This is a genomic window from Streptomyces silvisoli (genome assembly GCF_029269905.1).
GTDB classification, from domain to species: domain Bacteria; phylum Actinomycetota; class Actinomycetes; order Streptomycetales; family Streptomycetaceae; genus Streptantibioticus_A; species Streptantibioticus_A silvisoli_A.
Genome location: NZ_JARJBC010000010.1, coordinates 175322 through 194182, shown reverse-complemented (window position 1 = coordinate 194182; position 18861 = coordinate 175322). Strand labels below are relative to the sequence as shown.

The 18861-nt window shown below is 70.7% G+C and carries 17 protein-coding genes and 1 pseudogene; 9 read left to right on the top strand and 9 right to left on the bottom strand.

All coding sequences use genetic code 11. The features are described 5' to 3' along the window. Positions 1-43 precede the first annotated feature (43 nt). Both P3G67_RS18280 and P3G67_RS18275 read right to left on the bottom strand, forming a co-directional pair. Positions 44-820 (bottom strand): annotated as a pseudogene (locus P3G67_RS18280) (acylneuraminate cytidylyltransferase family protein); the annotation flags it as partial. Positions 821-867: 47 nt separating this feature from the next. After that, positions 868-2169: a DUF6716 putative glycosyltransferase gene (locus tag P3G67_RS18275; RefSeq protein WP_276094396.1), complete on the bottom strand. Its 1302-nt coding sequence runs from the start codon at positions 2167-2169 to the stop codon at positions 868-870. A 187-nt stretch (positions 2170-2356) separates the two neighbouring features. Between P3G67_RS18275 and P3G67_RS18270 the strand changes: the two genes are divergently transcribed. Genes P3G67_RS18270 through P3G67_RS18260 form a run of 3 tightly spaced genes read left to right on the top strand, consistent with a single transcriptional unit; the run spans position 2357 to position 5843 of the window. Beyond that, complete coding sequence (locus tag P3G67_RS18270; RefSeq protein WP_276094395.1) at positions 2357-3370, top strand: glycosyltransferase family 2 protein; 1014 nt, start codon at positions 2357-2359, stop codon at positions 3368-3370. Further along, the gene (locus P3G67_RS18265) at positions 3370-4719 is read left to right on the top strand and encodes an alpha-2,8-polysialyltransferase family protein (protein WP_276094394.1); all 1350 of its coding nucleotides are present in this window, start codon (positions 3370-3372) and stop codon (positions 4717-4719) included. The genes P3G67_RS18270 and P3G67_RS18265 overlap by 1 nt, the downstream gene beginning before the upstream one ends. Continuing rightward, positions 4716-5843 carry an acyltransferase family protein gene (locus tag P3G67_RS18260; RefSeq protein WP_391858284.1) on the top strand — a complete coding sequence of 376 codons (1128 nt, stop codon included), beginning with the start codon at positions 4716-4718 and terminating at the stop codon, positions 5841-5843. Before P3G67_RS18265 ends, P3G67_RS18260 begins: the two co-directional genes overlap by 4 nt. Positions 5844-5941: 98 nt before the next feature. Here P3G67_RS18260 and P3G67_RS18255 read toward each other — a convergent pair whose 3' ends face one another. From P3G67_RS18255 to P3G67_RS18245, 3 genes are all read right to left on the bottom strand, one after another. Then, positions 5942-7540, bottom strand: coding sequence for an acyl-CoA mutase large subunit family protein (locus P3G67_RS18255; RefSeq protein ID WP_269853613.1), 1599 nt, complete (start codon positions 7538-7540; stop codon positions 5942-5944). A gap of 432 nt (positions 7541-7972) precedes the next feature. Then, a complete protein-coding gene (locus tag P3G67_RS18250) occupies positions 7973-9004 on the bottom strand; it encodes a hypothetical protein (RefSeq protein WP_276094393.1) in 1032 nt (343 codons plus the stop codon). Then, the gene (locus tag P3G67_RS18245; RefSeq protein WP_276094442.1) at positions 9001-9642 is read right to left on the bottom strand and encodes an RNA polymerase sigma factor; all 642 of its coding nucleotides are present in this window, start codon (positions 9640-9642) and stop codon (positions 9001-9003) included. The genes P3G67_RS18250 and P3G67_RS18245 overlap by 4 nt, the downstream gene beginning before the upstream one ends. A gap of 389 nt (positions 9643-10031) precedes the next feature. Between P3G67_RS18245 and P3G67_RS18240 the strand changes: the two genes are divergently transcribed. From P3G67_RS18240 to P3G67_RS18220, 5 genes are all read left to right on the top strand, one after another. Then, on the top strand, positions 10032-10661 hold the full coding sequence (locus P3G67_RS18240; RefSeq protein WP_391858283.1) for a 2-oxo-4-hydroxy-4-carboxy-5-ureidoimidazoline decarboxylase: 630 nt from the start codon (positions 10032-10034) through the stop codon (positions 10659-10661). Between the two features lie 155 nt (positions 10662-10816). Beyond that, positions 10817-11197 carry a succinate dehydrogenase, cytochrome b556 subunit gene (sdhC, locus tag P3G67_RS18235; protein WP_269853616.1) on the top strand — a complete coding sequence of 127 codons (381 nt, stop codon included), beginning with the start codon at positions 10817-10819 and terminating at the stop codon, positions 11195-11197. A gap of 2 nt (positions 11198-11199) precedes the next feature. Next, entirely contained in the window at positions 11200-11673 is a 474-nt protein-coding gene (locus tag P3G67_RS18230; protein WP_276094392.1) for a succinate dehydrogenase hydrophobic membrane anchor subunit, read from the top strand. A 19-nt stretch (positions 11674-11692) separates the two neighbouring features. Continuing rightward, positions 11693-13447 (top strand): succinate dehydrogenase flavoprotein subunit, encoded by a 1755-nt coding sequence (sdhA, locus tag P3G67_RS18225; RefSeq protein WP_269853618.1) that lies wholly within the window; start codon positions 11693-11695, stop codon positions 13445-13447. After that, a complete protein-coding gene (locus P3G67_RS18220) occupies positions 13447-14220 on the top strand; it encodes a succinate dehydrogenase iron-sulfur subunit (RefSeq protein WP_276094391.1) in 774 nt (257 codons plus the stop codon). The genes sdhA and P3G67_RS18220 overlap by 1 nt, the downstream gene beginning before the upstream one ends. A gap of 119 nt (positions 14221-14339) precedes the next feature. Here P3G67_RS18220 and P3G67_RS18215 read toward each other — a convergent pair whose 3' ends face one another. Further along, on the bottom strand, positions 14340-14588 hold the full coding sequence (locus P3G67_RS18215; RefSeq protein WP_276094390.1) for an SCO4848 family membrane protein: 249 nt from the start codon (positions 14586-14588) through the stop codon (positions 14340-14342). Between the two features lie 192 nt (positions 14589-14780). On the opposite strand from P3G67_RS18215, the gene P3G67_RS18210 reads away from it, so the two are divergent. Next, the gene (locus P3G67_RS18210; protein ID WP_313880594.1) at positions 14781-16034 is read left to right on the top strand and encodes a D-alanyl-D-alanine carboxypeptidase family protein; all 1254 of its coding nucleotides are present in this window, start codon (positions 14781-14783) and stop codon (positions 16032-16034) included. Here the strand turns inward: P3G67_RS18210 and P3G67_RS18205 are convergent. The 3 genes from P3G67_RS18205 to trpS form a co-directional block, all read right to left on the bottom strand. Then, on the bottom strand, positions 15946-16947 hold the full coding sequence (locus tag P3G67_RS18205; protein ID WP_276094388.1) for a YihY/virulence factor BrkB family protein: 1002 nt from the start codon (positions 16945-16947) through the stop codon (positions 15946-15948). The genes P3G67_RS18210 and P3G67_RS18205 overlap by 89 nt on opposite strands. Before the next feature lie 185 nt (positions 16948-17132). Beyond that, positions 17133-17729: a 2'-5' RNA ligase family protein gene (locus tag P3G67_RS18200; RefSeq protein ID WP_276094387.1), complete on the bottom strand. Its 597-nt coding sequence runs from the start codon at positions 17727-17729 to the stop codon at positions 17133-17135. Between the two features lie 61 nt (positions 17730-17790). Continuing rightward, positions 17791-18801 (bottom strand): tryptophan--tRNA ligase, encoded by a 1011-nt coding sequence (gene trpS, locus P3G67_RS18195; protein ID WP_276094386.1) that lies wholly within the window; start codon positions 18799-18801, stop codon positions 17791-17793. Positions 18802-18861: the final 60 nt, after the last annotated feature.

Below are 18861 nucleotides of genomic sequence, written 5' to 3'. Positions count from 1 at the left end.
GTCAATTGCTGCGGGGGGCCGGGGCCGTAGCCCCGGAGGCGGGGTCGAGGGGCGCGGCCTCGGAAGCGGGGCGCAGGGGCGCGGCCCCTGGAAGACCCCCTGTGCCGAGAAGCGGCGCCAGCGCACGGGCTCGGGCGAGGTCGCCCGGCTCGTCCACCTCCAGCACCCGTTCGGGATCGGTCCGCACCAGGGCGGTGCGCCCGAAGAAGCGATGGCCGGACTTGCGGAATCCGGGGACCCGCATCGCGTACGCCGCGCCGGTCTCCAGCAGGTCCTGGGGGCGGTCCTGGCGACGCGGTCGGACGGCCCTGTCGTGGTTGACGCCGTACGCGTCGGCTTCGTCGTCGGCCGCCCGCCACAGGAAGCCGTGGAACGGGGCGACGGTCAGCGCGCTGTCCGCGCCGTCCTCCAGTACGGCGGCGGCCACGCCGGTGATGTCCTCCGCGGTGAGGAACGGGCTGGTGCACTGCGCCATCACGACGACGTCGACCACGTCGCCGTGCATGGCCTCGTACGCGTCGAGGGCGTGCAGTACGGCCGCCTCGCTGGTCGCGGTGTCGCCGGCTATGCCGGGCGGCCGGGCCACCACTTCGGCCCCGGCCGCGCGGGCCGCCTCGGCGATGCCGCCGTCGTCGGTGGAGACGACGACGGCGCTCACGTGTCGCGCGGCCACGCAGGCCCGTACCGCCCGCGCGACGAGCGGCACGCCGCCGACCTCGGCAAGGTTCTTGCCCGGCACGCCCTTTGAGCCGCCGCGGGCCGGGATGACGGCGAGGACGAGGGGCGAAGGCCTTCCCGCCGCAACGGCGTGAAGCCCCACGCCGGAGGCGGGCGGCGCCGAACTCACCGCATCCGATGGAACGTTGCTCACAGTTGCCCCCAGCGGCGGATGACCGGCGCCACGCGTTGGACGCCTTGGCGGTAGAGGGTGCGCGCGGCATTGCGGCTGAACTCCCGCACCGCGCCGCGCAGTCGGCCCCGGGCGGCCGGGGCGGGGGCGCCCGGGAGGGGGGCGCCCGTCACGTCGAGGTGGTGCCGGGCGAGGATGCCGGGCAGATAGCCGGGGGCCGTCCGGGCGGTGTAGTACGGCCGCGGCGCCGGAAGGCCGGACTCGTCCGCCAGCGCGGTGACCCGCTCGCGCACCGCCCGGAACGGGTCGTCGCCGAGCACGCCGTGCCGCCGCAGCCATCCGGCGTCGGCTTCCGGCAGCAGCCCCGCGTCCAGCTGGTCCCAGGAGGCCAGGCAGCCGGAGCCCAGGAAGTGGTGGTTGCCCAGCGCCTCGCGGACCCCGAGGTCGGTGAGGACGGCGGTGGGGATGCCGCGGTGCATCGACTCCAGGGCGGCGGTGGAGCTGACCGTCACCAACAGGTCGGTGCGGTCGAGGACTTCGCCCATGTGCCCGTACACCAGCCGCAGGTTGGGCGGCAGTCGGTGGCGCGCGGCCAGCTTGGGGTAGGGGTTCTCCTCGATGTGCGTGGTGTGCTCGCCCGGCTTGCTGCGCAGCTTCACCAGCACCTCGCGGTCGGCGTGCGCCTCCGCGTGCCGTACCGCCCGCTCCAGCAGGTACTCGCGGTCCCGGCGGCCGTCCGGCACCGACGGCTGGGCGGCGAAGACCACGGTCAACGGGCGCTCGGTGGACGGCTGGTAGGGCTGCCCGGTCAGGAACGGCAGCGCGCTCTCCACCACGCAGTCCGCGTCTGCCCCGACACCCCGGTAGACCGCGCGGAACCGCTCCGCGTCGTCCCGGCTGTTGGCCAGCACGACATCCGCACCGTGCCGCAGCAGCAGCCCGTCGGCGAGCTTCTCGTAGACCACCCCGACGTATCCGGTGACGAGCACCGGCCGCCGCTCGTGGCCCTGCCAGGCGCGGGCCAGCCCGTGCAGCATGGCCTGCACGGTGCCGCCGACGCAGGCGAGCACCACCACGTCCGCGCTGTCCCGGTCGGTCTGGGCCAGGAACTGCGCGGCGGTCACCTCGCGCATCGAGTCCGCGGGCATGCCGACCTCGGCCAACTGCCGGGTGGTCGGAGTGGCCCGCCCACGCAGCAACCGCGCGTCAAGACACGCGTCCTCGGCTATTCGACGAGCGGTCTGGGCGCCCCACTTCCAACGCGTGTCCGAATCGGCGAGTACCGTGATCTTTTTTACCGGGGTGGCACTGGTTGGCACGCCGGAGACCGTAGGAATCAAATAAAAGCGGTGGGCGTACAAGGCCGCAACAAATGGTTAACAGCGCGCCGACGACAGGGTCTACAGCCGTCCGGCGCGCCAGGTTCACGGCTCTGCCACGCTTCGTTCACCGGACGGTCCGCAGCCCGCAATCCCAAATGGCGAGCCGCCGCATAACGTTCCGCAAGTGGCCAAGCTCTCCGTCATCGTGCCGTTCTACAACGTGCAGACATTCGCCCCCGACATGCTGAGAAGTCTGGCGTCGAATGCACGCGCGGATTTCGAATTCATTCTGGTCGACGATTGTTCGACGGACCGGACGCCGGAGATTCTGGAACGCGCCGCGGGCGGCCGGCTGCCCGGCGCCAGACTCGTGCGGCACGAGCGCAACCAGGGCCTGGCCACCGCCCGCAACACCGGCCTGAACGCCGCCGAGGGCGAGTACCTGGCGTTCCTCGACGGCGACGACTGGCTGGCTCCTGGCTACCTGCCGCAACTGCTGTCATCCATCGAGGAGTTGGGCTGCGACTTCGTGCGCACCGACCATGTGCAGTGCACCGGCCGGGAGCGGGTGATCCACCGGGTACCGGACGGCCGCCGCGGTGAGGTGCTGGACCCGCGCGACGCGATCCTGCCCGCGGACACCTCGACCTCCGTCGACTACCCGTACGCCTGGGCCGGGATGTACCACCGCAGGCTGAAGGACGCGGGACTGCTGCACTTCCCGGACGGGCTGCGCACCGCCGAGGACCGGCCGTGGATCTGGCGGCTGCACCGCAAGGCCGAGTCGTTCGCGGTGCTCGGCCTGCTCGGTGTCTTCTACCGGCGGGGGGTGGCCAGTTCGCTCACCCAGATCGGCGATGTGCGGCAACTGGACTTCATACGCTCCTTCGACCAGGTGCTGACCGAGACAGCCGAGGACCCGCGGGCGGATGAGTTCCTGCCCAAGGCGGTCCGCACCTACTGCGCGATCATCGCCCACCACCTGTCCAACATCGACCGCTTCGAACCGCAGGTCGCCCGCAGGCTCAAGACGTTGAGCACCGCCGCGATGAAGCGGATGCCGCAGGACCTGCTGACCGCGGCACTGGACTCGATGGACCTCGACCGCTCGGTCCGGCTCAGGCGGCTGCGCTGGATGGACAGACTGCTGCCCACCAGGGACGCGGGCGGCCCGGACCGGAAGGAGACGGCGGCCTGATGGCGCGTACCCAGATCTTCCTGGCGTCCACCCTCTACGGCGCCGCCACCGTGGCCGCCGCGCTGGACGCCGACCGCTTCCGCCCGGCCGACCGGCGGATCCTGCTGGTCAGCAACAACGCCCCGGTGCCTGAGACCACTTCGCCGCTGGACCGGATGCCGGGCTTCGAGGCGCTGCGCGACCGCTTCGACCGGGTGCTGTCGTGGAACGAGGCCATCTCCCCGTTCCACCCCAGCGGTTGGACCCCGCGCCCCGACGACGTACCGCTGTTGGAGCGGCACCTGCGGCTGCTGTGGCAGCTGGGAGACGACGAGATAGAGCTGGCCGTGGAGTCCATCCAGGTGGAACCCGCGCTCGCCCTGGTCCAGCTCTTTCCGGCCGCGCCCATCGACGTCTACGCGGACGGCCTGATGAGCTACGGCCCCACCCGCAACAAGCTGGAGCTGCTGGTCACCAGCCGCATCCGCCGACTGCTCCACCTCGATCTCGTACCCGGCCTCACACCGCTGCTGCTGTCCGAGCACGGTGTCCGGCCCGAGGTGGTGCCGACAGACGCCTTCCGCACGGTGCTCGCGGAGCTGGCCGCGGCAACGCCGCACGACGACAAGCCGGTGGCGGCGGACGGCCCGGCGCTGCTGCTCGGCCAGTACCTGTCCGCGCTGGACATCCTCACCGTCGAGGAGGAGGAGCGGCTGCACCTGCGCATGCTGCGCGGGATCGCCGCACGCGGCCACCGCAGCGCGGTGTTCAAGCCGCATCCGACCGCGCCCGCCCACTGGCCGCACCTGCTGGAGAAGGAGGCCGCGGACCTCGGGGTGGAGCTGACCGTCTGCGACACTCCCGTACTCGCCGAGGTGCTGTTCCAGCGGCTGCGGCCGGCGCTGGTGGTCGGCTGCTTCTCCACCGCCCTGCTCACCGCGTCCCAGTTCTTCGGCCTGCCGGTGGTCCGTACCGGCACCGGGCTGCTGCTGGAGCGGCTGTCGCCGTACCAGAACAGCAACCGCGTGCCGGTCACCATCGTCGACGCCCTGCTGCCCGCGCTGGACGACCGCGAGCCCGCGTCCGGGCCGCCGTCCACCGCCGAGCTGACCGCACTGCTGCGGGCGGTGGGCTACTGCATGCAGTCCAAGGCCTATCCGCACCTGCGCGACGAGACGGTCCGCTACCTGTCCGCGCACCGGGACACCCGGCGGTACTTCAAGCGGCGGCGGCTCACCTCGCTGGCGCTTCCCGGTGGCGTGCCGTCCCAACTCGCCTTCCTGCCAAGGAACCGTACGGTGCGCAGGGTGGTGCGCAGGGCCCGGGGGCTGACCGCGCGGGCCGCGGACCGTCAGGCGGCCACCTCGTGACCGCCCAGCCGATCACCGCCGCGCGCCCCGTTTCGGCCGCGGTGTCGGGCGGCGTCAAGCGCACCGGGCGGTTGCGGGCGTTGGACGGGCTGCGGCTGGTGGCGGCGCTGTCGGTGTGCGCGTACCACTACGCCGGGCGCGGCGGCGACATCACCCGTGCCTGGGGCGCCTCGCCGCACAAGCTCTTCCCGAGCCTCGCCGGACCGGCCTCCTACGGCTGTCTGGGCGTCCAACTCTTCTTCGTCATCAGCGGGTTCGTCATCTGCATGAGCGGCTGGGGCCGCTCCCCCATGGCGTTCGCCGCCTCCCGGGCGGGTCGGCTGCTGCCCGCCTACTGGGCGGCGGTCCTGCTGATCACCTTCGTCTTCGCACTGCCCTGGGTGGCGTTCCATCCGGTCTCGCCGAGCGACCTGCTGACCAACCTGACGATGCTTCAGATGCCGGTGGGCGCCAAGCGGGTACTGGGAGTGTGCTGGACGCTCTGGGCGGAGCTGCGGTTCTATCTGCTGTTCGCGCTGTGCGTGCTGTGGCGCGGCGCGTCCAGGCGCCGGGTGCTGCTGTTCTGCACGCTGTGGACGGCGGGCGCGGTCTTCGCCGACGCCGCCCGTGAGCCGCTGCTGCAGCAGCTGCTGATGCCGGACTACGCCCCGTTCTTCGTCGGCGGCATCGGCCTGTACCTGGTGCACCGGTACGGGCATGACGCCACCGGCTGGGCGGTGGTGGCCGTCGGCTGGCTGCTCGGCCAGCACTACGCGGTACGGGAGTTGGTGGCCCCCGCGCATGTGGCGGCCTTCCACCACCGCACCCAACTCACCGTGATCGCCCTGGTGACACTGGCGTTCGCCGCGGTGGCCGCGGTCACGCTGACCCCGGTGAGCAGGGTGGACTGGCGCTGGCTGACCACCGCGGGCGCGCTGACGTACCCGTTCTACCTGGTCCACGAACACCTGGGCTGGGTGGTGATCCCCGCGCTGCACCACGGCCTGCGCCTCCCGGCGCCGGTCGTACTGGGCGCCTGCGCGGCGGCGATGCTGGCACTGGCATGGCTGCTGCACACGGCCGTGGAACGGCCGCTCACACCACGCATCCGGCGCGCGCTGCTCGCTGCGCGCGGCTTGCGGTAGTTCCGCACCACCGGCCCGGTCCGGTGTGGTCGCTCGCCGTGGCGGCGAGCGACCGCGGCGGCGTTGCCCGGCGGTCCGAACCGACCCCGGCCGGACGGCTAGAACGCGTCGGTCGGCACGTACGCTCCCCACACCCCGCGGAGCGTATTGCAGACCTCGCCGACCGTCGCGCGGGCGCGCAGCGCCTCCTTCATGGGGTACAGGACGTTGTCCGACCCTTCGGCGGCGGCCCGCAGCGCCGCCAACGCCTCATCGACCGCCGCCTGGTCGCGCGTGGCGCGCAGCTTCGCCAGGCGCTCGGCCTGCTGCGCCTCGATCGCCGGATCGACCCGCAGCGGCTCGTACGGCTCCTCCTCGTCCAGCTTGAAGCGGTTGACGCCGACCACGACCCGCTCGCCCGCGTCGGTCTCCTGGGAGATGCGGTAGGCGTTGCGCTCGATCTCGTTCTTCTGGAAGCCGTGCTCGATGGCGTTGACCGCGCCGCCGAAGTCCTCGACCTTGCGCATCAGTTCCACCGCGGCGGCCTCGACCTCGTCCGTCATCTTCTCGATGACGTAGGACCCGGCGAACGGGTCGACGGTGGCGGTCACATCGGTCTCGTACGCCAGCACCTGCTGGGTGCGCAGCGCGAGGCGCGCGGACTTCTCGGTCGGCAGCGCGATGGCCTCGTCGAAACTGTTGGTGTGCAGCGACTGGGTGCCGCCGAGCACCGCCGCCAGGCCCTGGACGGCGACCCGGACCAGGTTCACCTCGGGCTGCTGCGCGGTGAGTTGCACACCGGCGGTCTGGGTGTGGAAGCGCAGCATCTGCGACTTGGGGTTCTTGGCGCCGAACTCGTCCCGCATCAACCGCGCCCAGATCCGGCGGGCCGCACGGAACTTGGCGACCTCCTCCAGGATCGTGGTGCGCGAGACGAAGAAGAACGACAGCCGCGGTGCGAAGTCGTCCACGTCCATTCCGGCGGCGATCGCGGTGCGGACGTACTCCACGCCGTCGGCGAGGGTGAACGCGATCTCCTGCGCGGGGCTCGCACCGGCCTCGGCCATGTGGTAGCCGGAGATCGAGATCGTGTTCCACTTCGGGATCTCGGCCTTGCAGTACGCGAAGATGTCGGCGATCAGCCGCAGGCTGGGCTTGGGCGGGAAGATGTAGGTGCCGCGGGCGATGTACTCCTTGAGCACGTCGTTCTGGATCGTGCCGGTGATCTTGTCGGCGGGCACGCCCTGTTCCTCGGCGACGAGTTGGTACAGCAGGAGCAGCAGGGCGGCGGGCGCGTTGATCGTCATCGACGTGGACACCTTGTCCAGCGGGATGCCGTCGAACAGCACCAGCATGTCGTCCAGCGAGTCGATGGCCACGCCGACCTTGCCGACCTCGCCGGAGGCGATCGGCGCGTCGGAGTCGTGCCCCATCTGGGTGGGCAGGTCGAAGGCGACCGAAAGACCCATGGTGCCGTTGGCGATCAGCTGCTTGTAGCGGGCGTTGGACTCGGTCGCGGTGCCGAAGCCCGCGTACTGCCGCATCGTCCACGGCCGCCCGGTGTACATCGTGGGGTACACACCGCGGGTGAACGGATACGAACCGGGCTCGCCCAGCTTCTCCTGCGGGTCCCAGCCGGCCAGGTCGGCGGGCCCGTAGACCGGTTCGATCGGCAGCCCGGACTCCGTCAAACGGTCGCTGCCCGACTCGCGCGCCATGCCTCTACGCCTCCCGCTTCCGGATGTGGACACCGACTCACTGGCTACTTGTGGGTAACCGCCAGTCCTCGCAACGGACTGTAGTGGCGGGCGTGCGAGCCGTGCAGTCCCGCAGGCTGGGACCTTGCTCACAGCCCGGCACTACGCACAGCATGCCGCGCCGAGCGGCGTCGCGTCACAACGTGGGGCCAAGAAGCGGGGAAGACCAGGTGCAAGCCTGTCGACGCGGGTGGGGCGGGGGGAAAAGCGCCCCACCCGCGTCAGGCGCGGGCTGTGTCGGTAACGGGGGAACCAACATGCCCGCGGGCCGATGACCAGTCGACCCGTAAGCAACTGCGTCGGTTGGTTGAAAAGTGTTACAGCGCCTTTCGCGCGGGCCGCGGCGCGGTTTCCGGGCGCTCGCCGCGCGGGCTCAGCCCGCTGACAGGCAGCTCAGAGGGACGGCAGACGGAACAGCCGCTTGTTGCCCCGGCCGCCGCCGCCGTTCCCGCCGCTGCCGTTGCCGTTGCCGTTCCCGCCGTTGCCGCCGTTGCCGTTGCCGTTCGTGCCGTGCGAGAGCCGGTCGTCGCCGCCGAGGCCCAGCCGCTGGCGGCAGTACGCGTCCACGGCCTGCTGGCCGCCCGCGTCCTTGGTCAGCCACTGCCACTCGTTGCCCTGCAACCCGCCGCCGTTCTCCGCCGCCAGGTAGGCATGGCACAACGTGTCCGGGTCGTGGCCGTCGGAACCCTGGTCCCAGTTCCCCTGACCCTGCCCGTGGTCACCGCCACCCGGCTTGGAGCCGTTGGTTCCACCGAGCGCGCCGGGCGTACCCGAACCGCTGGGCGACTGGGACGGCGGCTGCGTACCGGCACCGCCCTTCGCCCCGGTGCCGGCGCCGGGCGAGGCGGGCACCGTCGAGGGCGAGCCGACCGTGCCGGGGGCCTGCGGCACCTCGCTGCCGTCCAGGGACGGCGCCTGCGAGCCGTCGGTCGACTCCGGCGACTTGTCACTGCTGCTGAACGGCGACGGGATCACCCCGGTACCGGCCGCCGCGGCGACCCCGCCGACCAGTGCGGTCGCCGCGAAGGCCGCGGCCACCGCGACCTTCGCCGAACCGGACAGTCCGCGCAGCCGCCGCAGCCGCCCGCGCCGCTCGGGCGCGAAGGGGACAGCGTTGTCCGTACTCCCGGCGACGGGCTCCTCGGGCGGCAGCGGTACGCCGACGGCCGCCGTGGTGGCCACGGCGGGGGCGGGCGCGGGCTGCTCGCGCGCCGCGCGGAAGGCCGCCAACACCGCGTCCTCACGGGTCTGTTCGACCGCGGAGCGGGTGGCCGCGGTCAACAGCTCGGTGAGGGCCCGGACGGTGGGGGTTCCGTCGCGTCCCTCGTCCCCGGCGTCGGCGGGGTCCCCGGCATTGACTGGTTCGCCGCTCAGCAGACGCTCGGCGGCTTCCTCGTCCAGCCAGTCATGGCGGCTTCCGCTCATCTCACGTCCTTCTGCGTCGGCGCGGCCGCAAACGTCACACCGTCGTCCGTCCCACTGCCCCCCGTGCCGCCCTCCAACAGCTCCGCCAACCGTCGTAGTCCGCGGTGCGCGGCCGTGCGTACCGCGCCCGGACGCTTGCCGAGTACCTCCGCCGCGCCCTTGGCGTCGAGTCCGACCACCGCGCGCAGCACCACGGCCTCCGCCTGGTCCACCGGCAGTCGCGCTATCAGTGCCATGGCCCGGTCGGTGGCAAGCGCCTCCAGTGCCTGCCCCGCGGTGTCCGCGCCGTCCGGCACGCCGTAGAGGACCGACTCGTCGCCGCCCACGGCGGGCCTTCGGCCAACACGACGCAGATGGTCGAGTGCCCGGTTCCGGGCGATCGTCGCCGTCCAGCCGCGGAACCGGTCCGCGTCCCCGGTGAACCGTTCGAGGTCCCGGGTGATCTGCAACCACGCCTCGGACGCCACGTCCTCGGCGTCCACCTCGCCGACCAGCGTGCGTACATAGGCGAGCAGACGGGGGTGGACGCTGCGGTAGACGGTGCGGAAGGCGGTCTCGTCGCCGCGCTGGGCGGCGGCTATGGCAGCCGTCACCCGCGCTTCGTCCGTGTCTTGGTCAGCCCCCACCACGTGCCTCATCATGCCCGATCCGACTATGCGCTCCGACTGCCGATCCGGTGCCCGCCGGGCGCGCGACACACCATGGTGTCCAAGTCGCGCCGGACCGGCCGGGGTTGGGCCCGGAGCGGCAGGTGTGACACTTTCGCGCCCGTTGGCGCTGTCTTGAATAAGCGACGCGCAGAACGGCACGCGCCGCGAGACGGCGACCGGAGACGCTCCTGTGGGGGGAGGCGACTCCGGTCGCCTCTGCCGTTACGGCCACCCCGTCCACCTGGTGGTCGCTTCCTCTCCCGTACGAGTGAAATTCGCACATCTGGCGGTCAAGTGCGCGCATCCGCCGATACGTTGTCCGAGTCCCTCTTCCGGCATCATCTTCTGCCGCTTCCCCGGGCGTCCTCTCCCGATTGTTGTTCCGCAACATTTCCGTATCGCATCCATCGCATCAGGAGTCCGAGCTGGCCAGCGACCTCCCCGGAACGTCGACGCCGATACCGCGGCAGGACCGCGCCATCGGCGGCCCCGTCACGGGGCTCGCGGCGCTCAACCGTGCCGCGGCCGCCGCCGCCGAGACCGCTCTGCTCACCTGCTGCGGCTGCCGCCGGTGGGCGCGCCGCATGGCCGCGCACCGTCCGTACCCCGATCTGGGCTCGCTACTCGCCGCCGCGGACACCGCCGCGTACGGGCTGACCCCGGGCGATCTGGCCGAGGCGCTGGCCGGTGAGCGGCCGTTGCCGCTGCCGCCGGGCGGCGGGCTGGCGGCGCACACCGCGCTGCGTGTCGGACTCGCCGAGTACGAGCGGCGCTTCGGCCACCCCTTCGTCGTCTGCCTTGACGGCGTTCATCCGGACGAGCACCTCGACCACGTGCTGGCCGGTCTGCGGCTGCGGCTCGGCAACACCCCGGAGGAGGAACGCGCCGTCGCCGCCGACGAACTGCGCGCCCTCGCACGCGGCCGGCTGGCCCGACTGGCCCGGCCCGCCTGCCGGAACACGCCCCGGCTGGGGGCCCGGGGGTCACCCCCCGGGGGGACGCAGTAGCCCGCACGTGCGGGATCGATCACACCTGAGCTACCCCGATCACCAAGTCGGCAAGGGCGTCGCTACGATGTCGGGGGCCGGTGGACCGTATCCGGCCGGGCCCGACCGACAGTGAAGCCGGCAAGGCCCCTAATCCCGTATCCGGAGGGTTTTCAGTGCCGGCTGGAACGCTGTACCGCGGCCGGGAAGGTATGTGGTCCTGGGTGGCTCATCGAGTCACCGGCGTCCTCATCTTCTTCTTCCTGTTCGTACACGTCCTCGACACCTCGCTCGTTCGCGTGTCACCGCAGGCCTACGACAACGTGGTCGCGACCTACAAGAACCCCATCGTGAACCTGATGGAGTACGGCCTGGTCGCGGCCATCCTCTTCCACGCCTTGAACGGCCTGCGCGTCATCGCCGTGGACTTCTGGGCCAAGGGCCCGAAGTACCAGCGCCAGATGCTGTGGTCCGTGGTCGGTATCTGGATCGTGCTGATGGCCGGGGCGTTCTACCCCGTCCTTGAGCACACCCTGCGCACTCTGTTCGGGAGCTGAGAATGTCTGCCGAGACTCCTGTCGACGCCCCGGTGGCCGGCGCGGGCACCTTCAGCCCGGACAACCCGGCCCCGGTCATCGAGCCGCCGCGTGCCCGCACCAAGCGCACGCCGCGCGCCACCCGCACCAACTTCGAGATGTACGGCTGGCTGTTCATGCGGCTGTCCGGCATCGTCCTGGTGGTGCTGGTCCTGGGCCACCTGCTGATCCAGCTGGTGCTGGACGGCGGCGTCACCAAGATCGGCTTCGCCTTCGTGGCCGGCCGCTGGGCCTCGCCGTTCTGGCAGATGTGGGACCTGTTGATGCTGTGGCTGGCGATGCTGCACGGCGCCAACGGCCTGCGGACGGTCATCAACGACTACGCCGAGCGGGACACCACCCGGTTCTGGCTGAAGATGCTGCTGTACACCGCCACGGTGTTCACCGTCTTCCTCGGCACGCTGGTGATCTTCACCTTCGACCCGAACATCCAGTAGACCCGGGGCTGACGCGACCATGCAGATCCACAAGTACGACACCGTCATCGTCGGCGCCGGCGGCGCCGGCATGCGCGCGGCCATCGAGTCGACCAAGCGCAGCCGCACCGCCGTGCTGACCAAGCTGTACCCGACCCGCTCCCACACCGGCGCCGCGCAGGGCGGCATGGCCGCCGCCCTCGCCAACGTCGAGGAGGACAACTGGGAGTGGCACACCTTCGACACGATCAAGGGCGGTGACTACCTGGTCGACCAGGACGCCGCCGAGATCCTGGCGAAGGAGGCCATCGACGCGGTCCTCGACCTGGAGAAGATGGGCCTGCCGTTCAACCGGACGCCGCAGGGCACCATCGACCAGCGCCGCTTCGGCGGCCACACCCGCAACCACGGCGAGGCCGCGGTGCGCCGCGCCTGCTACGCGGCCGACCGCACCGGCCACATGATCCTCCAGACGCTGTACCAGAACTGCGTCAAGGAGGGCGTGGAGTTCTTCAACGAGTTCTACGTGCTCGACCTGCTGCTCACCGAGGTGGACGGCGTCAAGCGCACCGCCGGTGTGGTGGCCTACGAGCTGGCGACCGGCGAGATCCACGTCTTCCAGGCGAAGGCCGTGGTGTTCGCCTCGGGTGGCACCGGCAAGTTCTTCAAGGTGACCTCCAACGCGCACACCCTCACCGGTGACGGCCAGGCGGTCGCCTACCGGCGCGGACTGCCGCTGGAGGACATGGAGTTCTTCCAGTTCCACCCGACCGGCATCTGGCGGATGGGCATCCTGCTCACCGAGGGTGCCCGTGGTGAGGGCGGCATCCTCCGCAACAAGGACGGCGAGCGCTTCATGGAGAAGTACGCGCCCGTCATGAAGGACCTGGCCTCGCGTGACGTGGTCTCCCGCGCGATCTACACCGAGATCCGCGAGGGCCGCGGCTGCGGTCCCGAGGGCGACCACGTCTACCTGGACCTCACGCACCTGCCGCCGGAGCAGCTGGACGCCAAGCTGCCGGACATCACCGAGTTCGCGCGTACGTACCTCGGCATCGAGCCGTACACCGACCCGGTGCCGATCCAGCCGACCGCGCACTACGCGATGGGCGGCATCCCGACCAACGTCGAGGGCGAGGTGCTGGCGGACAACACCACCGTCGTGCCGGGCCTGTACGCGGCGGGCGAGGTGGCGTGCGTCTCGGTGCACGGCGCCAACCGGCTGGGCACCAACTCCCTGCTGGACATCAACGTGTTCGGCCGCCGGGCGGGCATCGCCGCGGCCGAGTTCGCCTCCCGCAACGACTTCGTCGAGCTGCCGGAGGACCCGGCCTCGCTGGTGGTCGACCAGGTGGAGTCGCTGCGCGACGCGACCGGCAACGAGCGGGTGGCGGACATCCGCAAGGCGCTGCAGGAGACCATGGACACCAACGCCATGGTGTTCCGCACCGAGCAGACGCTGAAGCAGGCCGTCGAGGACATCGCCGAGCTGAAGCAGCGTTACCGGAACGTCAGCGTCCAGGACAAGGGCAAGCGGTACAACACCGACCTGCTGGAGGCCATCGAGCTGGGCAACCTGCTGGACCTGGCCGAGGTACTGGCCGTCTCCGCGCTGGCCCGCAAGGAGTCCCGCGGTGGTCACTACCGCGAGGACTACCCGAACCGTGACGACGTCAACTTCATGCGGCACACCATGGCGTACCGCGAGGTTGGCGAGGACGGCAGCGAGTCGATCCGCCTCGACTACAAGCCGGTCGTCCAGACCCGCTACCAGCCGATGGAGCGTAAGTACTGATGAGCACCCCTACGCTGGACAAGCACTCCGCCGCCCTGGACGCGGCCGAGAACGGCGCCTTCGAGCAGATCACCATCACGCTGCGGGTCCGCCGGTTCAACCCCGAGATCTCCGACGAGGTCACATGGGTGGACTACCAGCTGGAGATGGACCCGAAGGAGCGCGTCCTTGACGCCCTCCACAAGGTCAAGTGGGAGATCGACGGTTCGCTGACCTTCCGCCGTTCCTGCGCGCACGGCATCTGCGGCTCGGACGCGATGCGCATCAACGGCCGCAACCGGCTGGCGTGCAAGACGCTGCTGAAGGACATCAACCCGGAGAAGCCGATCACGGTCGAGCCCATCAAGGGCATGGCGGTGCTGAAGGACCTCGTGGTCGACATGGACCCGTTCTTCCAGGCGTACCGCGACGTGATGCCGTTCCTGATCACCAAGGGCAACGAGCCGACCCGGGAGCGCCTGCAGTCCGCCGAGGACCGTGCGCGGTTCGACGACACCACCAAGTGCATCCTGTGCGCCGCGTGCACGTCGTCCTGCCCGGTGTTCTGGAACGACGGGCAGTACTTCGGCCCGGCGGCCATCGTCAACGCGCACCGCTTCATCTTCGACTCGCGTGACGAGGGCGGCGAGCAGCGCCTGGAGATCCTCAACGACAAGGAAGGCGTGTGGCGCTGCCGCACCACCTTCAACTGCACGGACGCCTGCCCGCGCGGTATCGAGGTCACCAAGGCCATCCAGGAGGTCAAGCGGGCGCTGATCACGCGCCGGTTCTGACCTGACGGGCCGAAGGCCCCGGTCCTGGCGGACCGAAGGCCCTGCGCCCGACACATCGAAGGTCCCGTTCCGACTCGGAACGGGACCTTCGCTTTGCTCCGGTACTCGCCTCGCTGTTGCTACACGCTCCGCGCCTGGGCCCGCTGCGCCCGCAGGCCGCGCAGGCCAAGGACGCCCACGGCGGTGCCGAGGAGGAACGAGGTGATGGCGAGCAGCAGGTGCACCCAGAAGTAGGCGGTGGGCTGGCCGTTGTGGAACGCCAGGCCGCTGGCGTCGGCCCACAGGTTCTTGGCGAAGGTGATCCAGATGCACCAGCTCCACACGCCGAAGGCGGTGAGGAACCAGGAGGCGCGGCGACTGAGCTTCATACCGCCAGTATGAGACGGGACCCGCGCGGCATGGACGGCAGGGGCCGCGGGGCGGTACTGGACGGAACGTCAGGAGTGGGAAGACGCCGCGAGGTCGCCCGGGGGTTCCCTCCGGCGGCCGTGTCGCTCCTCACCCCTCCGGGTCAACTCTGCGATGTCCGCTCTTCCACCGTCTCCCTGTACGTTCGGTTGGTGCTCTCGAATCGTCCGGCCCTGCGCCGTCCCGCGCTGACCGTGTGTGCCGCCGCCCTGGTGGGCACCGCGCTGTTTCCGGCCGCTACTGCCGCGTCCGCCGTGCCCCGCCCGGGTCAACCGGCGAAGACGCCCCAGCAGCCGGAGGAGCCGCGGCCGCCCGAGAACATGTCAACCATCGGCGGTGACCGGCTCGCTCAGGCGGGCACCCAGGTCGACCTCACGTCAGGTGTGCCCCCGCTACCCAAGACCACGGCCCGTGCGTGGATCGTCTCCGACGCGGAGACCGGCGAGGTACTGGCCTCGCACAACGCGCACTGGCCGCTGGCCCCCGCGAGCACGCTGAAGATGCTGTTCGCGGACACGCTGATCACCAAGTTCCCCAGGAACCAGTCCCATACCGTCACCCCGCAGGACATGGCGGGAATAGGCGATGGCAGCAGCATGGTCGGGATCAAGGAGAACCTGCCGTACACCGTGCAGGACCTGTGGCGCGGGGTCTTCCTGCGCTCGGGCAACGACGCGGTGCACGTGCTGTCCGCGATGAACGGCGGCGTGGACAAGACCGTGCGTGAGATGCAGGAGCGCGCCAGGGACCTCCAGGCCAACGACACGCATGTGCTCAGCCCCGACGGCTACGACATGCCGGGTCAGGTCTCATCGGCGTACGACCTGTCGCTGTTCGCCCGGGCCGGGCTGCAGAACGCGGACTTCCGCGAGTACTGCTCCACGGCGAGCGCCCAGTTCCCCGGTGACTTCAAGAAGGGCAGCAAGGAGCGGGAGTCGTTCGGCATCCAGAACACCGACCGGCTGCTCAGCGGCATCGACGGAGTCAAGCCCTATCCGGGCCTGGCGGGCGTCAAGAACGGGTTCACCACCAACGCCGGCAACACCTTCACCGGTGTCGCCGACCACGATGGGGTGAAACTGCTGGTCACGGTGATGCACCCGGCGCCGGGCGACAACGAGGTCTACAAGGAGACCACCGCCCTGCTCGACTGGGGCTTCCAGGCCGCGGGCAAGGTCAAGCCAGTGGGCACGCTGGTGGCACCGAAGAACGCCCAGCCGACCGCAGGCCGCAGCGAGACGCCCAAGGGCAGCACCTCGGCGTCCGCGGCCGCCACGCCCGGTTCCAGCGGAGGCGGGGTGGCCATGGCGGCCGGGATCACGGTCGGTGCGCTGGTGGTGCTGGGCGGCGTGACGCTGGTGGTTCGGAAGCGCTGGCCGCTGCCGAAGCGGCACGACGAGTCGTAGCGGGCGGTTCCGGGGAGGCGTCGGGGGCCTCCCCGGAACTGTCCGGCCGCTCGGCGACCGGGGGTGCGCTGGCCGGCGTGGCGGTCCAGGCGGCGCAGTACAGCAGCAGCTTCGCCATGAAGTTGATCCACAGCAGCAGGGCGACCGGGGTGCCGAACGTGCCGTACATGCTCTTGGTGGCCACGCCCTGCAGATAGCCGCTGAGCGCGACCTTCAGGATCTCCAGGCCGACCGCGCCGAGCAGGCCCGCGACGACGAGCGAGCGGCGGGTGGGCCGGACGCCCGGCAGCCAGGTCAGCATGTAGACCAGCAGCAGGAAATCGGCGAGTACGGCGATGCAGTACCCGGCGACGGTCAGCAGCACGCTGCCCGCGCCGCCCTGCCCCAGCCCGACCTGGCGCGCGGTCCAGCCCACGGCGGTGGTCGCGAAGGCCGACACGGCCAGCGAGAACAGGCCCACCAGGCCCAGCCCGAGCAGCACCCCGGCGTCCTTGGCCTTGCGCAGCAGCGGGTTCTCCTGGTCCTCCTCCCGGCCCCAGACGGCCCGTAGGCAGCCACGCAGCTGGCCGACCCAGCTGATGCCGGCCAGCAGCAGCACGGCGCCCGCGACCACGCTGACGGTGCCCGCGTTCGCGGCCAGCGCGGCGATGTCGAACTGCTTCGACAGGCCCGGCACCTGCTGGCCCAGCTTCTGCTCGGCGGTGTGCAGCTGACCGTTGGTCAGCACCGCGGCGCCGATCGCCGCGCCCAGGGTGAGCAGCGGGAACAACGCGATGAAGCTGATGAAGGTGATGGCCGCGGCGAGCCGGGACCAGTGGGCCCGCTGCGCGTGCTCGAAGGCGCGCCAGGCGTGCGTCCGCATGCCCCTGGCGATCCACGGTCCGATGACGGGTAGCCGGGTCAACCACTCCATGATCACCGCCTACCCTCGGTGACCGCCCGCACTCCTGGAAGTCCGCCGATCTACCGGAACGGGCCGCATCCACCGGTTGGCGGCCGGGCGGTACGCCATTCGCGCCAAAACTTCCGGAACCCGGCGTGGCGCCACGTTCTACGAAATACCGGCTTTTCTCCACACCATGTGATAAAGCGCTCACGCTACGCGTGCAGCGGGTCCCCAGGGGACGGCATCGCGTCCAGGCGGGCCGTCTGCCCCGGCACGGCCGCCGCCGTGCCCGGGCGGCCGAAAGGGAAGTCGCCCCTTGAACGCCACACGCCGTCGTCCCCCTGCTCGTAGAGCGAGAAGCCGGTGACCGTCCAGTGGGCGGTGAAGCCCGCCAGCTCGCGCTGGGCGCGGTCCATCGCCTCGTCCTCGATGCCGTGCGCCACCGTCACATGCGGGTGGTACGGGAACTGCAGCTCCCGTACCACCGGCCCGGACCGCACCCGTTCCTGCAACAGGGAACAGTCCACCGCGCCCTCCGCGAGCCGTACGTACACCACCGGCGACAGCGGCCGGAACGAGTCCGTGCCGTCCAGCCGCAGCGGAAAGGCGCGGCTGGACTCGGCGACCACCGACAGGTGCCGCCGAAAGCCGGGCAGCGCGGCGGTGTCGACCTCGGTGGGCGGCAACAGCGTGATGTGCGTGGGGATGGCGTGGGCCGCCAGGTCCCCGAAGCCCGCCCGGCGCTCCTGGAGCAGTCTGCCGTACGGCTCCGGGACCGCGATGGACACACCGATCGTGCTGGTCCCCATGCGCACACCCCTTTCGAACCGTCGGATCGCGGAAGATCTGGAGGATAAGGCGCGCCGTCGCCTAGTGCTTGGCCGGAACGAATCCGATCCGGTCGTAGACGGTGGCCAGGGTCTCCGCCGCCACCGCCCGGGCCTTCTCGGCGCCCTTGGCGAGAACAGAGTCCAACGTCTCCGGATCGTCCAAGTATTCCTCGGTGCGGGCGCGGAACGGTGTGACCCATTCCACGAAGACGTCGGCGAGGTCGGTCTTCAGGGCACCGTAGCCCTTGCCCGCGTAGCGCTCCTCCAGTTCCGGGATGGAGCTGCCGGTGAGGGTGGAGTAGATGGTCAGCAGGTTGCTGATGCCCGGCTTGTTCTGGGCGTCATAGCGGATCACCGTGTCGGTGTCGGTGACGGCGCTCTTGAACTTCTTGGCCGAGGCCTTCGGCTCGTCCAGCAGGTTGACCAGGCCCTTGGGCGAGGACGCCGACTTGCTCATCTTGGTCGTCGGGTCCTGGAGGTCGTAGATCTTCGCCGTCTCCTTGACGATGTACGCCTCGGGGACGGTGAACGTCGGCGCGTAGCGGGTGTTGAACCGCTCGGCCAGGTCCCGGGTCAGCTCGATGTGCTGCCGCTGGTCCTCACCGACCGGCACCTGGTTGGCCTGGTACAGCAGGATGTCGGCGACCTGGAGGATCGGGTACGTGAACAGGCCGACCGTGGTGCGGTCGGCGCCCTGCTTGGCCGACTTGTCCTTGAACTGCGTCATCCGGGACGCCTCGCCGAAGCCGGTCAGGCAGTTCATCACCCAGCCCAGCTGGGTGTGCTCCGGCACATGGCTCTGCACGAACAGCGTGCAGCGCTCCGGGTCGAGGCCGGCCGCCAGCAGCTGGGCCGCCGCGAACCGGGTGTTGGCCCGCAGCTCCTTGGGGTCCTGCGGCACGGTGATCGCGTGCAGGTCCACGACCATGTAGAACGCGTCGTGGGTTTCCTGGAGCGCCACCCACTGGCGCACCGCGCCGAGATAGTTGCCGAGGTGGAACGAGCCCGCGGTGGGCTGGATGCCGGAGAGCACACGAGGTCGGGAGGCCATGCCCTCATTGTCTCAGGTCGGCGGAGCGGCCAGGCACCCCGCGCGCCCTCCGGCGGCGCG

Excerpts from the sequence above, each read along its gene's own strand:
- P3G67_RS18265 (WP_276094394.1), top strand. The coding sequence starts at position 3,370 with ATGGCGCGTACCCAGATCTTCCTGGCGTCCACCCTCTACGGCGCCGCC.
- P3G67_RS18255 (WP_269853613.1), bottom strand. The coding sequence starts at position 7,540 with ATGGCGCGCGAGTCGGGCAGCGACCGTTTGACGGAGTCCGGGCTGCCG.
- P3G67_RS18250 (WP_276094393.1), bottom strand. The coding sequence starts at position 9,004 with ATGAGCGGAAGCCGCCATGACTGGCTGGACGAGGAAGCCGCCGAGCGT.
- P3G67_RS18245 (WP_276094442.1), bottom strand. The coding sequence starts at position 9,642 with ATGAGGCACGTGGTGGGGGCTGACCAAGACACGGACGAAGCGCGGGTG.
- P3G67_RS18230 (WP_276094392.1), top strand. The coding sequence starts at position 11,200 with ATGTCTGCCGAGACTCCTGTCGACGCCCCGGTGGCCGGCGCGGGCACC.
- sdhA (WP_269853618.1), top strand. The coding sequence starts at position 11,693 with ATGCAGATCCACAAGTACGACACCGTCATCGTCGGCGCCGGCGGCGCC.
- P3G67_RS18220 (WP_276094391.1), top strand. The coding sequence starts at position 13,447 with ATGAGCACCCCTACGCTGGACAAGCACTCCGCCGCCCTGGACGCGGCC.
- P3G67_RS18215 (WP_276094390.1), bottom strand. The coding sequence starts at position 14,588 with ATGAAGCTCAGTCGCCGCGCCTCCTGGTTCCTCACCGCCTTCGGCGTG.
- P3G67_RS18205 (WP_276094388.1), bottom strand. The coding sequence starts at position 16,947 with ATGGAGTGGTTGACCCGGCTACCCGTCATCGGACCGTGGATCGCCAGG.
- P3G67_RS18200 (WP_276094387.1), bottom strand. The coding sequence starts at position 17,729 with ATGGGGACCAGCACGATCGGTGTGTCCATCGCGGTCCCGGAGCCGTAC.
- trpS (WP_276094386.1), bottom strand. The coding sequence starts at position 18,801 with ATGGCCTCCCGACCTCGTGTGCTCTCCGGCATCCAGCCCACCGCGGGC.